Origin of the sequence: Pedobacter xixiisoli, assembly GCF_900215335.1 — a bacterium.
Classification (GTDB): Bacteria; Bacteroidota; Bacteroidia; order Sphingobacteriales; family Sphingobacteriaceae; genus Pedobacter; species Pedobacter xixiisoli.
Genome location: NZ_OCMT01000004.1, coordinates 559686 through 574423, shown reverse-complemented (window position 1 = coordinate 574423; position 14738 = coordinate 559686). Strand labels below are relative to the sequence as shown.

The window sequence follows — 14738 nt, the reverse complement described above, 5'->3', positions numbered from 1 at the left end:
AAAAAGATCTGCTACTATAAACAGAAAGCGGGCATTTCCCAAAGTAAATGCTTGCTTTTATAATAGACCAAAACTTTGTGGTCTTTGTGCCTTTGTGGTTAGTTTCGATCTTCTGAGCTAATAGCAGCAAAACATTATAAAAGCAAAAATCCCCAATCTTTATCAGATTGAGGATTTTTTGCGGTCCGGACGGGACTCGAACCCGCGACCTCCGCCGTGACAGGGCGGCATTCTAACCAGCTGAACTACCGAACCGTTCGCTAACGTTAAACAATCGTTTTCCGTTTTGGTGATGCAAATATAGAGCGAATATTTCATTTATTCAACAATAATTTAAAAATAATTTAACACCACACAAAAACACCTCATTTACAATTAATTATTTTTCAAAAACAACGTTAAAAAACAAAAAACCCCAACAGTTGTGTCGGGGTCTTGTATAAATTTAATGAAAGAACAGGATTAATTAATTGCTCCTTCTTTCATTTTTTCTGCATTTTCAGCAAATTGTAGCTTCTCTACCAACTCTTGAATATCACCGTCAATTACTGAAGGCAAGTTATATAAGGTTAAACCAATACGGTGATCCGTTACACGACCCTGCGGATAATTGTAAGTTCTGATCTTCGCAGACCTATCACCTGTTGACACCATTGTTTTACGTTTAGCCGCAATATCTCCGTTTTTCTTTTGCACTTCGATATCATAAAGCTTACTCCTCAACATCTCCATGGCAATAATACGGTTACCCAATTGCGAACGCTCTTGCTGACAAACCACTACCAATCCCGACGGTTTGTGTGTTAACTGCACTTTAGTTTCTACCTTATTTACGTTCTGTCCACCAGCACCACCAGAACGCGATGTTTGCAGTTCAATATCCGCTGGGTTCAAGTAAAAGTCAATTTCTTCCGCCTCTGGCAACACCGCTACCGAAGCCGCCGATGTATGTACCCTACCCTGAGTTTCCGTATCTGGGACACGCTGTACACGGTGTACCCCACTTTCGTACTTCAAGGTGCCATAAACATCATCACCAGAAACTTTCAAGATCACCTCTTTATAACCACCAGCAGTACCTTCAGTTACATCAACAGTTTCTACTTTCCAGCCTCTGCTTTCGAAATAACGGGTATACATACGGTACAAATCGCCAGCAAAAAGTGCTGCCTCATCACCACCCGTACCTCCACGAATTTCAAATACTGCATTTTTCGCATCTTCAGGATCTTTTGGAATCAACATCAACCTAATGCGCTCTTCCAATTCCTCTTGCTGCACCAACAATAAATCCTGCTCCTCCTTCGCCATTTCCCTCATCTCCGGATCCTTCTCATTGTTCAAAATATCTTTATTTGCCTCAATATTGCTCATTACGTTCTTGTACACTTTGTACTCCTCCACAATCTTGGTCAAGTCTTTATATTCCTTGTTCAATGCAGCAAAACGCTTCATATCCTGTATCACATCCGGATTACTCAACTGCTCTTCTACATCTTCCCAACGCAACTTAATAGCTTCTAATTTATCTAACATATTTTTATAAGAAAATCAATATTATTACTCCAATTAAAGCAAGCCCCGCTTTACACTCTTGTCTTTTTTGTTGGTGTCATGCTGAGCCTGTCGAAGCATCTGCGACAAAAAAGTACAACCGCTTCAATCGGGTTTATTACACTAAAAACAATGCAATAAACAAGCGCTTTAATTATCGGACAGCAAAAATACGGCTTTTTCAGTTAACACCGCAATTAATTTATTGCCTACCGCTACCTGCTTAATTGGAAGAGATACAGGCAACTGCTGTTTAGAACTCTCAAAAGTGGTAGGATGATATTTGATCAGGTCGTTGCCCTTAAAGTAAGCGATGACATTACTGGTGATATTAAAATCAGAAAGGCTATCAATAGGCAACTCCCGAACGTAACCACCAAACCTATCAAATTGCAATATGCCTTCATTCTTTCGCTGTAAAAAAACGTATTGGTCAGAAGCTGCCATTTTCTTGGCATCAACTACTTCATCAAAAAGCTGAAAAAGGTTAGCCGAACGCACATCCTCTGTAAAATTACTGCTCAATTTAATCAGTGCATTGGCAGCTCTGTCGAAAATCCACAAGCTGTTATTATTGCCAGATGCCACCGTAGAAACCAATAAATTTCCATCCTTTGCAAAGGAGTAGCTGGTAATTTCGTTGAGGTTATTGTTCAATACTACTACCTGTTGAAAATCTGCGTAGAAAAGCACTGTACGTAGGGGATCCGAAACATCCACACTGTGCAATTTACCGAAACGATTGTTGCTATAACGCCACTTCAAAGTGCCTTTGGCATCATATTTCAACAGTTCATCTCTATCCGAAAGGAGGTAAATGTGATCTAGGTTATCTACATAGACAGATTTGGCAGTGGTATCTATTTGGGCAACTTGTTTCAATTGCGCATTTGCGGCGAAACAAGTAAACAATAAAACAATAAAACTGGACGGGATCGTCATTGCGAAGAATAAAGCAATCCTAAAGCGTAAAGAATTAGACATCTTGCTAGATTTCTCCCTACAGTCGAAATGACGATAATACTTCATACACTACTTGTCTTTCTCAAAATATTCCAACCTCAACTCCTGCCCATCAAACACAGCGTATGAATTATAGTTTAGCCATTCGCCAGTATTTATGTAAGTACTTCGGTCATTCAGCTTCATTTCTATTGGCAAATGCCTGTGTCCAAACACAAAATAATCGAAATGCTGTTTTTGCAGTTGCTCTTTTGCATAAATGGCCAGCCATTCTTTATCCTCGCCCAAGAAAACCTCTTCGGTTTTACTTGCCGCCCTGCTATGTGCCGACCAGCTAGCGGCAATGCCCATGCCAATACGTGGGGGTACGATACCAAACAGCCACTGGCAAATCGGATTTCTGAAAATCTTCCTTAGAAACTTATATTTTTTATCGCCAGGCCCCAATCCATCACCATGGTGCAAATAAAACTTTTTACCGCCACGCTCAATAATCAGCTCGTCGCTTACGATCTGCATACCCATCTCTTTGATAAAGTAATCTTTTACCCACATGTCGTGGTTACCTTTAAAAAAATAGATTTTGATCCCCTTATCCGACATTTCTGCCAATTTCCCCTGCAATCTTACAAATCCCTTTGGCACCACATATTTATATTCGAACCAAAAATCGAATACGTCGCCCATTAAAAACAGTTCGCTGCAAGTAGGTGTGATAAAATTTAACCAGCTTACAATACGATCTTCACGCCGTCTACTTTCGGTATGGTTCGGTGAGCCTAAATGAAAATCTGAAGCGAAATATATGTTCTCGGTCATATGAGCCAAAGGTAAGCAAAAAGCTTAAATGATAGTGATTAACGGATTAGCGACCAAAGCGGCGATATCAATCTTTAAAACGTTATAGCTTTCTCTCCAAAATTTTTGGGAAACCCGAGATAAATTCAGTGCCCAGCCATCCTTTTTTAAGCACCAATTCAACTTTATCTTGCGAACCTATCTTCTTAAAACGTACATACTGATAAAAGAAACCCGAGATTTCTGTATCTCCCAGTTGATAAATGGAAGCGTAATAAGATCTTGATTTGCCAGTACCTTTGATATAGACATTGTTTATCCGAGTTTGTAGCGAGTTCCTTTCTTTTATCCATAAGCGATTAATTAGTAGAAGCAGCACGTCGGAAAACCAGAATTTACCAGCGTAAACGATAATTAAGCACATTGAAAGGTGGGTAAATGCTATACCAATCCAAGTATCAGATTTCGCAAATTCCCCAGCATAATAAACATAGGCAACTAACAATGGTATGATCAGTAGATAATTGATATACCAAGCTACCCCCTTAAACTTTGGTTTACTTAAAACAATGTGGATATCAACCACGGCCAATGCCAAAACGGGAATCAGCAAAAGTAAATCGACTCCCATATTACCTCCATAATAAATGTATGTTCCTATCGAAAAAGGAATAAATGCCGCAATTAACTGCCACGATTGTCCGCAGACGAGGAAACAAATGGCCCATACAGCGAAAAAAAACATAAATACGAGTAGATATTCTAATTCAGGCATCAACAATACTAACAAAAGCAAAGAAAAGCTACAAGAAATATATGTTTTTAGTCATATTAGCTATAGCACATTCTTCTAATACTAAGCTTATGTCCTAAAATAAAAAATTAAATATCAGTCTCTCAGGCACCTTAAAACCATTACAAAAACGCTAATTCTATAGATTTACTAGAATTTTTGACTTTCTATCTAGAATTCATCTAAATAGCTTACTTTTTTTAAAACTTAATTTTGTACTTTTGCAGAAATTTTATTCATTATGATTTCTACTGATATAGCTATTATAGGCGCTGGGCCAGTTGGTTTGTTTGCAATTTTTGAAGCGGGTTTGTTAAAAATGCGTTGTCATTTAATTGATTATTTGCCACAGGTAGGCGGTCAGCTATCAGAAATATATCCTAAAAAGCCTATCTACGATATCCCAGGATTCCCTTCGGTACTAGCTCAAGAGCTGGTTGATAACTTGATGGAGCAGGGAAAACCTTTTCACCCGGGTTTTACTTTGGGCGAAAGAATTGAAGGTTTAGAGAAAAGAGGCGAAGCAGATTTTGTGTTGACCACCAATATGGGAACAGTGATTGAAGCCAAAGTTGTAGTAATTGCTGGCGGATTGGGCTGTTTCGAACCTCGTAAGCCTGTGGTTGCCGGCCTAGAGAAATTTGAAAACGGTCGTGGTGTAAACTACATGATTTTAGACCCAGAGAAATACCGTGACCAAAAAATGGTAATTGCTGGTGGTGGTGACTCTGCCTTAGATTGGACTATCTTCTTAGCTGATGTTTGTAGCGAATTAACTTTGGTACACCGTAGCGAAGCTTTTAGAGGAGCTCCAGATTCTGTTGCTAAAGTGATGGAATTAGCTGAAAAAGGAAAAATCAACTTAATTTTAAATAGTAACCTTAATGCCGTACATGGCGAGGGCAAATTAGAAACGGTTGATATTATCCATAACAAAACCATGGAAACTATTTCTGTTGCGGCAGATCATTTAATTCCTTTGTTCGGTTTAAGTCCTAAATTAGGCCCAATTGAGCAGTGGGGATTAAACATTAGTAAAAGTGCTATCGAGGTAAATGTAGATGATTATTCTACCAATGTACCGGGAGTATATGCTATTGGCGATATCAATACTTACACCAATAAGTTAAAACTGATTTTATGTGGTTTCCACGAAGCTTCATTAATGAGCCACAGTGCCTACCAGTACATGAACCCCGGTGTAAAATATACAATGAAATACACTACCGTTAATGGCGTAAGCGAGTTTTAATAAAGCGAAAAACATAATTATGAGCGATATTAATATTGTTATAGAAGATAGAGAAGGAAATGCCTTAGACCACGTAGCACCAACGGATATGGGGCTTAGTTTAATGGAATTTCTGAAAGCGAGCGAGTACGATGTTCTAGCTACTTGTGGCGGCATGGCTTTATGCGCTACTTGTTGTGTAGATGTTTTGGAAGGCGAAGAGAAGCTAAACGAAATGAGCGACGATGAGTATGCGATGCTAGACACCTTGCCTGATTTGCTTCCTAACTCTAGATTAGCTTGCCAAATACAGTTAAGCCCAGCAATGGAAGGTTTAAAGGTGAGACTACACGCAGAGCAATAAGATCAGTAAAAGATTATCTTAAAATATTATAAGATCCTCAAGGCTAACCTTGGGGATTTTTTATGCCTTTAAATTTGACAATTAGTATTAATTAACTTGAATTCGGGATAAGAAAACTAGTGTCTTTACTAGCGATAGCCTCTCAAATCTCCGTTCAGCTAATTTTCGGTCTCTTATTTTTTCACAAGTATATATTGTCTCAATTGTGTTCAAGAGCGCTTAAGCGGTTTTCGGGTAGCAGCAATAAGCCAAATCACTTTCTTTGAAAGAAAAATAAGCAACCGAGAGTTTTTGCTACTTTTTGCGGTCAAAAAGTAGGAGCCCAGCGGCGGTGAGCTAAAAAATTTATTTCAATAACAATTAGGTAGAATTATAAATAATCCTTGAACCGAACTAACACTATATTAATAATGACGTTATTAGTTCTCTACTTCATTTACTTTTAACGTTGGGCTACCAATATTTTTATAGGCACCATCCCCTTTTAAGATCGCCAACATCTGGCTTTGGTTACCAAACAATGATTTCGCCTTAGCTATCTCTTTATCGTACTGGAACGCTTGTTCTATCCTACCCCTTTCGTGAAAATAACGACTAATCACCTGTGTCTCTAACGCACGTTTAATTTCTGCTTTATGAGCGTTCAAATCGTTTTTCTTAGCCGTGGTCATTTTAGCTTTCAAGGCTTCTAAATCAGCTTTAACGGTTTCCGCTTTATTTTCTTTTTCTGCTTCCTTTTTTAATTCGTTTAACAAACGTTCTGACCTTGATATATAACTGTAATCTTTATCTGCAAGCGAAGCAATGAATTGCGTATAATTGGCATCACTAATTTGGAAATCTTTAGCAGAAGCTACTGTTTTGTTCGTCTTTTTGTAAGCATTCGCATAATCGAAAAACAAATTCTTGGTCAACAGCGAAATGGTAACGGGGCTATACTTACTTGGCTCAATCTCGATGTCTGGAAAAACTCCGGCACCGTCATAGACTGTTCTTCCTGATTTGGTACCGAAAGCCTTTAAGGTGCTATCAGCAAATTTCTCTGCAGAACCATCTTGCTTTTTATGCGTATAATCTAAGGCTTGTATACATCGCCCAGATGGCGTATAATACTTAGCCACGGTAACTTTCACCAAGCTGTTGTAAGGCAAGTTAAACGTTTGCTGAACCAAACCCTTACCATAACTGCGTTGCCCCACCACAATGCCCCTATCTAAGTCCTGGATCGCACCGGCAACAATCTCTGATGCGGAAGCCGATGATCCATTAATGAGCACCACAATAGGTAAGGTTGGTGCAACAGCATTAGCGGTAGTTTTATAAGTGATACTTTTCTCAGGATTTCTTCCTTTTTGAGTAACCACCAATACATTTTTATCTACAAATAGGTTAACTATTTTCACCGCTTCCTGTAAAATACCTCCACCGTTATTTCTCAAATCTAAAATCAGTCCTTTTGGCTTCTGTTTATTGATTTGCTCTAAGGCATCCCTAACTTCCTGACCAGAGTTTTCTAAAAATTTATCTAAACGGATGTAACCAATTTGGTCATCCAACATCCCTGAATAGGAAACATTAGGTTGTTTAATTTCTTCTCTAACAACGGTTTTATTAATTACCGTTCCGTCTCTCAACAACATCAAATTTACTGGCGTACCTTTTGGACCGCGTAGCAACTGGCTAATTTGCGATCTTTCTTTGCCTTCAATTTCTACTCCGTTGATTTTTACAATCTGATCTCCTGGTCGGATATCATTCTTTTGTGAAGGGTGCCCTTCGCTAATTTCGTTTACAAATAGTTTTCCAGCAATAGTAACGGTCCCTGCGCCTATTCCACCGTACTGCGTGCTGATGTATTTCAGCTTGTAATCTTCAATTTCTGATTCGGGAACGTATTCTGTGTAAGGATCTAAACTGCCCAGCATCGCATCAATACCATGCTTCATCAAATCTGCAGGATTAGTTTCATCTACATAATTGATATTGATTTCCTTGTATAGCGACGCAAATACATCAAGATTTTTTGATACTAAAAATAAATCTTCCTTGAAAGATAAGGTTAGGGTGGTAACGGCTATGACTGCGCCAAAAAGCGCTATTTTTACTTTCTTCATTTTAGCTAAAATTTAAATAGCTACGATTTACGATCTCACAACAAGACATCACAAAAACTATAGAAAGTAAATTTACTAAAACCATCATGATTTTTCAAACCACATGGCTGTTACTTTAGCGGAAAGTAATAAATAAGGGTATAGAGATGACTAAAGTCTGTTTCCGTCTGGATCTGCTAAGGCTTTGCGGATAGTAAACTCCACATAAGCATTGTCTCTGTTTACCAACTTGGCCAATTGTTGAACCAATTGATCTTCCTGTCCAGGCGTAAAAGAAATTTCTACCGCAGCTAATTCACGGTATTTTCTTAAAAACTTAGTTTTTACTTTTTGCCAGGTTTCAGGTGTAAGGGTAAAATTTGCCATTGGTGAAAAGGTTTTGATGCAAAGTTAAGAAAAAATAAAAGCCCACCAACCTAAGTTGATGGGCTATGAATAAATTTAAAACAAATATTTACCTATTCCGGGTCATATCTATAGCCAACGTACTTGCAGTAACTGCCGTACCTCTGGTAATTAAGCTGTAAACATAACTTTTAGAGATAGTAAGCTCGGTTCTATTGATTACCGTACCACCTACAGAAGAAGCTCTTAAGTCATATATTCCAGCTGGAACCTTAACAAAATCACTAGCGGCCTTAAAAGCAAGAGTTGGACTTAGATTGATTACTTGTGAAGTAGCTCTATTTGTAATTACTAAATCATAACCATTAGGTGCATTTGGCACCAAGTTAACAAACCTTAAATAAGCAGCAGCGGTGTCTAATGTAGGAATTTTATCTTCCAAAATAACTGAAGAAGTAGTTTTGTCTGTAGTGTTGTATAGCCCACAAGTAAAGAAAGAATAATATTTCCCTTCCTGCAAATCGCCGTTTATAGTAGAAGTTACCACTCCCGGATTTGTTGTAGCAGTTGAAGGAATAACCGATTTTACGGTTACATTTCCTTTTGATGTTAGATTCACGTAACTATTTGTTGTAGGAAATACGCCATAGGCCGCAATTCCTGCTGTAGCTTCTTTTCCATTCGTGGATCCAATAGCTGTTACTTTGATGTCATTTACATATACATTTACAGTTGGTCCACTAGGGGAAAAGTTATATCCCCTTAAAAAAGGCCCATTAAACTCTTTCGTATCTATAATTTGATTTGCATTCTTCTCGCACGAATAAAGTGCAAGTGAGATCAAACCTATTATTAAAACTCTTAATCTATTTTTCATAATCTTATCTATATTATGGTTGAGTAATCCACATTGGCACTGTATGATAATCTGTAGCTAAGCCACCTATCTTATCTAACTCGGCTCTATTCCACACATACTCGGAATTATATCTAGGTCTGATTCTCTGTACAGTCTTAGCATTGTTATCACCAAACAAAGAGGTTGGTAAAGCAAAGCCCATAAAAACCTGTTTTGTTGTAACTACGGGATCCTTATCAGTATAATGATATCTTCTTAAATCCATCCAAGTTTCATAATGTCCCCATCCCCATTGTGCAATGTATTTTTGAGACATAATCATCGCCAATGTTAAGTTATTTGGGTCTGTAGGGATAATTTCTGGTTTAGCCAAGAAATCTGCTTTCTCTGTAGCGGAGATCTGGGTTGCCAATTGAACGTTATCTGTATTTCTTGCGTTTACAAAATCTATATGTGAAGAAACTGCTTTTTTATAAGCATCTAACGCTGTAATTTTATCGCTTCTCTTATATGCAGCTTCAGCTTTGATGAATTGCAACTGCGAGTAAGTCATACCTGGGTATCTCGATTTGTCATGGAATAAGTACATGGTAGACGCACCCCCACTTATGTTCGCTCTATAACCCCAAATATTAAAAGGATAAGTTACCGCAGCTAAAGCTGTTGCATTATAAGTACTATTAATATTCACACCAGTATAAGTACCGCTTGGGTTAGGCGTTAACATTCTTGACATCCTTGGGTCTACAACTCCACCAAATTCAGTTCCATTCATTAATCTCACAATAAATTCAGATTGACGATAGTTTTGAAAATTTTGACGTCTAGGCCCCATAAAGTTACTATCGTCATTACCAGTATTGCTATAAGTTAACAATAGATCATCAGCATTGCTAGCAAAAGATTTATCAACCGCGTCTATTACAGCCACAGGATCATAAGTAGATTTATTACTGTAGTGATTCAAGTTAATTGCCAATAAACCGTAAGCATACTTAATCCACTTAGCTCTATCACCATTATACACTTTATCACCAACCGCCATATTCGTACTACTAACAAAGCCATCTGTTCTTTGCAAATACTGAATACCTAAGTTAATCAATCTTCTGCTCTCTTCGTAAGCAAACTGCTGGGTATCGTAGGCGAAGGTAGTTTTATTAGGCAAAAATGCTTCTTTAATGGTTATTTCGCCATGAATACCAGTTAATGTTTGCCATCCCCAACCTTTTAAAATGTAGCCAACACCTAGTATATCCCATCTCTGCTCAGCTTCAGCTTTAGCCATCATATCGATAAGGTTTTGCCCCAAAACCCAATACACATCCCTATAGGTTTGAGCACCATTATCACTTGCTGCATCATAGCCCATCCTGTCCCAAGTACTCAATGAAGTTCCAGGTAAAGCCCAGTTTTGAGTATATCTTCCAATGTGACGACCCTCATAAGCAGCGTCAGTCACCATCCAGTGTATCATTGGAGCTAGATAAACATTAGAAGCTACCGACGATGGAGCATTGGGGTTGGTATTTACATCTAGAAATTTCTTACAACTGCCCAGAGCTACCGTACAAGCCACCAAGCATGATATATATATTTTTTTCATTTTATATTTCTCCTTTAACTATAGTCCTATTCTAACTCCAAAGTTTATACCCATTGGCATAGGAAAATTACCAAAATCTATACCGACACCTCCTGAACCACCTACAGCCGCACTGTTTCCATTAACAATTGGATCCATACCTGTGTAATTAGTGATCAAGAATAAATCCGTACCAGTTACAAACACGCTTGCCGATTTTACAAACTTCTGTTTCTTTAATAAAGTGCTAGGAAGACGATAATTTAAAGTAACATCTCTAAGTCTAACCCAATTAACATCTTTTTCTATGAATAATTCTTCACTCATATCTGTGTAATATCCTGTTTGAAAACGAGGAACTACAATAAGATTATTTTTTGTAGGATTCGCTGAGTTCTCCAAACCATCTCTAATTACACCATTGATAATCCTTGGCTCACTTCTATCTAGTGTATTCATCCCCAACCCTTTAGTAGACAAATAATGATTTGTAGCATTTAAAATATCTCCTCCTTTTCTAATGTCGACTAAGAAAGAAAGAGAGAAGCTTTTATATGTAAACGTATTTGTGATACCTAAAGAAAAATCAGGTTGCCTATCATATCCTCCGCTAACAAAAGTTGTAGATCTTAATGGAAGACCAGTAGTTGGGTCAATCAAGATTTGTCCTTCATTATTTCGAAGATAAAAAAGTCCAGTTAAAGACCTTGTAGATTCACCTGGTGTATTTCCATTTCTTACATTACCGTACAACCAAGTATCAGAGACATAAGATTCAGGAAGTGAATTTGGCAACGCTAGTACAGTACCTTTTGCCTTTTCAAAGTTTGCTAGGATGTCCCAGCTGAAGTTTTTGTTTTTAACAGGCGTACCTCTTAACGAAATCTCAACCCCTTTGTTTTGGGTTGACCCCCCGTTTAAGTTAAATAGAATGTATCCTGTAGAATAACTACCTCTGATATCGTTAACAATTTGATCAACAGTTTTCTTGTTGTAGTAAGTTACGTCTAAGCCCAAACGATCCTTAAAGAAAGCAAGTTCTAAACCAAACTCATAAGATTTAGCAAACTCTGGTTTTAGATCTGGGTTAGGCCCATAGAAACTATAGCCATAACCACCACCTACAGTTGGCTTGTATTCTAAATATGGTAAATAAGCGTACGGCCTAGCATCTTTACCTACTTGTGCATAAGCTGCTCTAAAGCGTCCCGAGGTAAATATTTTACTTAAGGCATCTTTAAATGCTGGAACATCAGTAAAAACAAAACTAGACGAAACCGAAGGATACCAGAATGAATATCTATCGATAGGAATAGTTGAAGTTCTATCATTTCTAATTGTTCCTGTTACGTATAGATAATCGTTATAATTTAACGTTGCTCTAGAAAAGAAACTTACTAACCTTCTTCTGGTTAAAGTACTTCTTGCATTTCTGATACTTGTGTTATTTACAGAAATAAAATTAGGATCTAACAAACCTTCCCCATAAAGAGAATTGATGTTCGATCTCAAATCTTGAAAAGATTGACCTATTGTAGCATCGAAGCTTAATCCTTCTACAAGCTCTTGTTTCTTAATGTTAAACAAGTTTTGCATGTTGATATTTCTAGTAACATCGTTAGCTACATCTAAAATACCTCCATAAGAAAAACCTGACGCACTTTCGGGATGTCTGAAAATAGTATTCTCGTTAGTGTAGTTGTCAATACCAATTCTCGTTTCGAAAAAACCCCAACTAAACGGAGTTATCGTTAATCCTAGATTTGAAATAATCCTATTATTTTTTGAACTAATCCTGTTCTTATTTACACTGAAATAAGGGTTATCGATTTCGCCCGCACCAAGTGTAGTAACTCTTCTTCTTGTGCCGATACTAGTTAAATAATCTTTTGCATTATCTGTTTGAGGCCAAACAAGTAAACCAATAAGTGGCCCTCCAGCTCCTTTTCTAGCTTGTTCATTGTTTGAATACGTGTAGTTCAAAGATAAATCAGCTTTTAGCCAATCGTTGATAGTGGCTCGAGTCGCTCCAGTGATATTTATTCTATCATAAAGCGAATTAGGTATAACACCATTCTGGTCGGTATATGAGGTAGAAAATCTATAACTAATTTTTTCTGAACCACCACTCATTGATAAGTTGTGTTTTTGAGTTAAGGCAGTTTGAAAAAAACCGTCTATATTATCGTAAAAGGTTGTACCTGGCAAATACTCATTTCCAAAATAAAGAAATGAACCAGTAGTAGCACCACTAATACCAAATTCTTTTTGCACCTCAGGCTTTCCTCTAGGCGCATCTATTCTAAAGCTGTTACTATAATCTATCGTTCCAGTTCCAGGCTTTCCACGCTTTGTTGTAATTACAATCGCTCCGTTTGCAGCATCAATACCGTAAAGAGCGGCCGCTTCAGGACCTTTTAACACCACCAAGCTTTCTATATCTTCGGGGTTAATATCAGCAGATCTGTTGGTAAAATCCGCGTTCCTATTTGCCTGTGAAGTGTTGGAGCTTGACTCTGAAACGAATGCTGAAGTGTTCAGTGTCTTGTTATCTATTGGCAGACCATCAACAATCATTAGAGGTTGGTTACTTCCACTAATAGAACTCACCCCCCTAATCGTAATTGATGAAGAAGCTCCTGGAACACCGGAAGTGCTAGTTACTTCGACACCCGCAACCCTACCTTGCAAAGCATTAACAAAGTTTTCCCTTTGAGTTTGGGCGATGTCCTCACCTTTCACTTCTTGTTGAGATGTTCCTAATGCTCTTTTATTAACCTTTTGGCCCAAGGCGGTAACTACCACTTCATTGAGGGCTTTAGAATCAGTTACAAGCGTAATGTTAATGTTAGTAGAAGCTCCCACCGTCTGCTCTTTGGTAATCATACCTAAGTAAGCAAACTGCAATACATCTCCTGTATTTGCCTTAATGGTATAAATACCGTTTGTGTTTGCTTGAGTTGCCACAGAGGTACCCTTCACTTTAACTGTAGCCCCAGGTATAGGCTGACCATCTTCTGAAGATGTAATCTTACCCGTAACAGTCACCTGCTGTGCCATTGCTTGTATAGCTAAAAGAAAAGCTGCCAAGAATAGCATGAGTAATTTTTTTTTCATAAACTCTTGTTGGTTAATAGTAATTAATTGTTTCGTTGATTTTAAGCCATAATAAAAAACGCACATTAACGCATTATCATTAAAGCTTACGTAAATATGATAAATGTTTTTTAGTAAAAAAAGAAATTTTAACAAAATTTTAACACAAAAGAATAAATTACCCAACAAACCCCGCAAAAATCCGCAATCACGTGACGCTTAATTCACTACATATTCATAATTAAAAATATTTTTTGCTACCTTAATTGCGTCAAACATTTCATTTATAATGCTAAAGAAGGAACGCCACAATATGATAATGCGCCAAATTAACTTGCACAATCGTGTGCTAAGCTCAGATTTGGTAGATTTATTGAACGTATCAGAAGATACCATCAGAAGAGATTTACAGGAACTTGCTGATGACAACTTATTAAACAAAGTACACGGAGGTGCACTTTCCAAATCTTACCAATCGTCTTTTGACGACAGTAAGGTTTATGCGAAGGATGCAAAGATTACCATCGCCAAAAAAACAGCCTCATTAATTAAAGATGGAATGGTTGTATTAACAGGAGGCGGGACAACGGTAATAGAATTGGCTAAGCAGCTGCCCCAGCATCTTCATGCTACATTTATTACTATTAGTCCGCTTGTAGCTGTAGAGCTAGCCAAATACGAAAAAATAGAGGTCATTTTAATTGGTGGTTTATTTTCTAAAAACTCGCAAATCAGCTATGGCGGCCATGTAATTAGTCAATTGGCAGACATTAGAGCCGATCTTTGTTTAATGGGAACCAGCGCCCTGCATCCAGTAGATGGCGTTACAGATACCGATTGGGAGATTAACCAATTAAAGAAAGCAATGATTGCCTCTTCGAAAAAAACGGCGGTATTGTGTATCTCGGAAAAGTTGGGAACAACTCTAAGGTTAAAAGTTGCTGGACTAGACACAATTAAATATTTGATTACTGAGCTAGAGCCAGAAGACGATATTCTAACCGCTTATCAAGCGAAAGATTTGCAGATCATATAA

12 protein-coding genes and 1 tRNA gene are annotated in these 14738 nt (G+C 37.8%); 3 read left to right on the top strand and 10 right to left on the bottom strand.

Annotated features, from left to right (window positions below):
- Nucleotides 1–181 precede the first annotated feature (181 nt).
- The 5 genes from CRO54_RS18600 to CRO54_RS18580 form a co-directional block, all read right to left on the bottom strand.
- Nucleotides 182–255: transfer RNA gene (locus tag CRO54_RS18600), tRNA-Asp, on the bottom strand.
- A 207-nt stretch (nt 256–462) separates the two neighbouring features.
- The gene (prfA, locus tag CRO54_RS18595) at nt 463–1536 is read right to left on the bottom strand and encodes a peptide chain release factor 1 (protein ID WP_097133576.1); all 1074 of its coding nucleotides are present in this window, start codon (nt 1534–1536) and stop codon (nt 463–465) included.
- Between the two features lie 168 nt (nt 1537–1704).
- Nucleotides 1705–2538, bottom strand: a complete 834-nt coding sequence (locus CRO54_RS18590) for a hypothetical protein (protein ID WP_138765859.1) — start codon at nt 2536–2538, stop codon at nt 1705–1707.
- A gap of 48 nt (nt 2539–2586) precedes the next feature.
- The gene (locus tag CRO54_RS18585) at nt 2587–3336 is read right to left on the bottom strand and encodes a UDP-2,3-diacylglucosamine diphosphatase (protein ID WP_097133574.1); all 750 of its coding nucleotides are present in this window, start codon (nt 3334–3336) and stop codon (nt 2587–2589) included.
- Nucleotides 3337–3418: 82 nt separating this feature from the next.
- Nucleotides 3419–4090 carry a hypothetical protein gene (locus CRO54_RS18580; RefSeq protein ID WP_097133573.1) on the bottom strand — a complete coding sequence of 224 codons (672 nt, stop codon included), beginning with the start codon at nt 4088–4090 and terminating at the stop codon, nt 3419–3421.
- A gap of 259 nt (nt 4091–4349) precedes the next feature.
- Between CRO54_RS18580 and CRO54_RS18575 the strand changes: the two genes are divergently transcribed.
- Both CRO54_RS18575 and CRO54_RS18570 read left to right on the top strand, forming a co-directional pair.
- Complete coding sequence (locus CRO54_RS18575; protein WP_097133572.1) at nt 4350–5360, top strand: NAD(P)/FAD-dependent oxidoreductase; 1011 nt, start codon at nt 4350–4352, stop codon at nt 5358–5360.
- A 19-nt stretch (nt 5361–5379) separates the two neighbouring features.
- Nucleotides 5380–5703 carry a 2Fe-2S iron-sulfur cluster-binding protein gene (locus CRO54_RS18570; protein WP_171047938.1) on the top strand — a complete coding sequence of 108 codons (324 nt, stop codon included), beginning with the start codon at nt 5380–5382 and terminating at the stop codon, nt 5701–5703.
- 419 nt (nt 5704–6122) lie between these two features.
- Here the strand turns inward: CRO54_RS18570 and CRO54_RS18565 are convergent, their stop codons facing one another.
- The 5 genes from CRO54_RS18565 to CRO54_RS18545 form a co-directional block, all read right to left on the bottom strand.
- On the bottom strand, nt 6123–7817 hold the full coding sequence (locus CRO54_RS18565) for a S41 family peptidase (protein ID WP_097133570.1): 1695 nt from the start codon (nt 7815–7817) through the stop codon (nt 6123–6125).
- A gap of 150 nt (nt 7818–7967) precedes the next feature.
- Entirely contained in the window at nt 7968–8183 is a 216-nt protein-coding gene (locus tag CRO54_RS18560) for a hypothetical protein (RefSeq protein WP_097133569.1), read from the bottom strand.
- Nucleotides 8184–8271: 88 nt separating this feature from the next.
- Nucleotides 8272–9039: a DUF4397 domain-containing protein gene (locus tag CRO54_RS18555; RefSeq protein ID WP_097133568.1), complete on the bottom strand. Its 768-nt coding sequence runs from the start codon at nt 9037–9039 to the stop codon at nt 8272–8274.
- A 13-nt stretch (nt 9040–9052) separates the two neighbouring features.
- The gene (locus tag CRO54_RS18550) at nt 9053–10627 is read right to left on the bottom strand and encodes a RagB/SusD family nutrient uptake outer membrane protein (RefSeq protein ID WP_097133567.1); all 1575 of its coding nucleotides are present in this window, start codon (nt 10625–10627) and stop codon (nt 9053–9055) included.
- Nucleotides 10628–10645: 18 nt separating this feature from the next.
- Nucleotides 10646–13723 carry a SusC/RagA family TonB-linked outer membrane protein gene (locus CRO54_RS18545; RefSeq protein ID WP_097133802.1) on the bottom strand — a complete coding sequence of 1026 codons (3078 nt, stop codon included), beginning with the start codon at nt 13721–13723 and terminating at the stop codon, nt 10646–10648.
- 268 nt (nt 13724–13991) lie between these two features.
- Here CRO54_RS18545 and CRO54_RS18540 point away from each other — a divergent pair, with 268 nt between their 5' ends.
- Nucleotides 13992–14738 carry a DeoR/GlpR family DNA-binding transcription regulator gene (locus CRO54_RS18540; RefSeq protein ID WP_097133566.1) on the top strand — a complete coding sequence of 249 codons (747 nt, stop codon included), beginning with the start codon at nt 13992–13994 and terminating at the stop codon, nt 14736–14738.

Bases quoted from the DNA above. Each gene is read 5' to 3' on its own strand.
- prfA (WP_097133576.1), bottom strand. From the start codon at position 1,536: ATGTTAGATAAATTAGAAGCTATTAAGTTGCGTTGGGAAGATGTAGAA.
- CRO54_RS18590 (WP_138765859.1), bottom strand. From the start codon at position 2,538: ATGTCTAATTCTTTACGCTTTAGGATTGCTTTATTCTTCGCAATGACG.
- CRO54_RS18585 (WP_097133574.1), bottom strand. From the start codon at position 3,336: ATGACCGAGAACATATATTTCGCTTCAGATTTTCATTTAGGCTCACCG.
- CRO54_RS18580 (WP_097133573.1), bottom strand. From the start codon at position 4,090: ATGCCTGAATTAGAATATCTACTCGTATTTATGTTTTTTTTCGCTGTA.
- CRO54_RS18575 (WP_097133572.1), top strand. From the start codon at position 4,350: ATGATTTCTACTGATATAGCTATTATAGGCGCTGGGCCAGTTGGTTTG.
- CRO54_RS18570 (WP_171047938.1), top strand. From the start codon at position 5,380: ATGAGCGATATTAATATTGTTATAGAAGATAGAGAAGGAAATGCCTTA.
- CRO54_RS18565 (WP_097133570.1), bottom strand. From the start codon at position 7,817: ATGAAGAAAGTAAAAATAGCGCTTTTTGGCGCAGTCATAGCCGTTACC.
- CRO54_RS18560 (WP_097133569.1), bottom strand. From the start codon at position 8,183: ATGGCAAATTTTACCCTTACACCTGAAACCTGGCAAAAAGTAAAAACT.
- CRO54_RS18555 (WP_097133568.1), bottom strand. From the start codon at position 9,039: ATGAAAAATAGATTAAGAGTTTTAATAATAGGTTTGATCTCACTTGCA.
- CRO54_RS18550 (WP_097133567.1), bottom strand. From the start codon at position 10,627: ATGAAAAAAATATATATATCATGCTTGGTGGCTTGTACGGTAGCTCTG.
- CRO54_RS18545 (WP_097133802.1), bottom strand. From the start codon at position 13,723: ATGAAAAAAAAATTACTCATGCTATTCTTGGCAGCTTTTCTTTTAGCT.
- CRO54_RS18540 (WP_097133566.1), top strand. From the start codon at position 13,992: ATGCTAAAGAAGGAACGCCACAATATGATAATGCGCCAAATTAACTTG.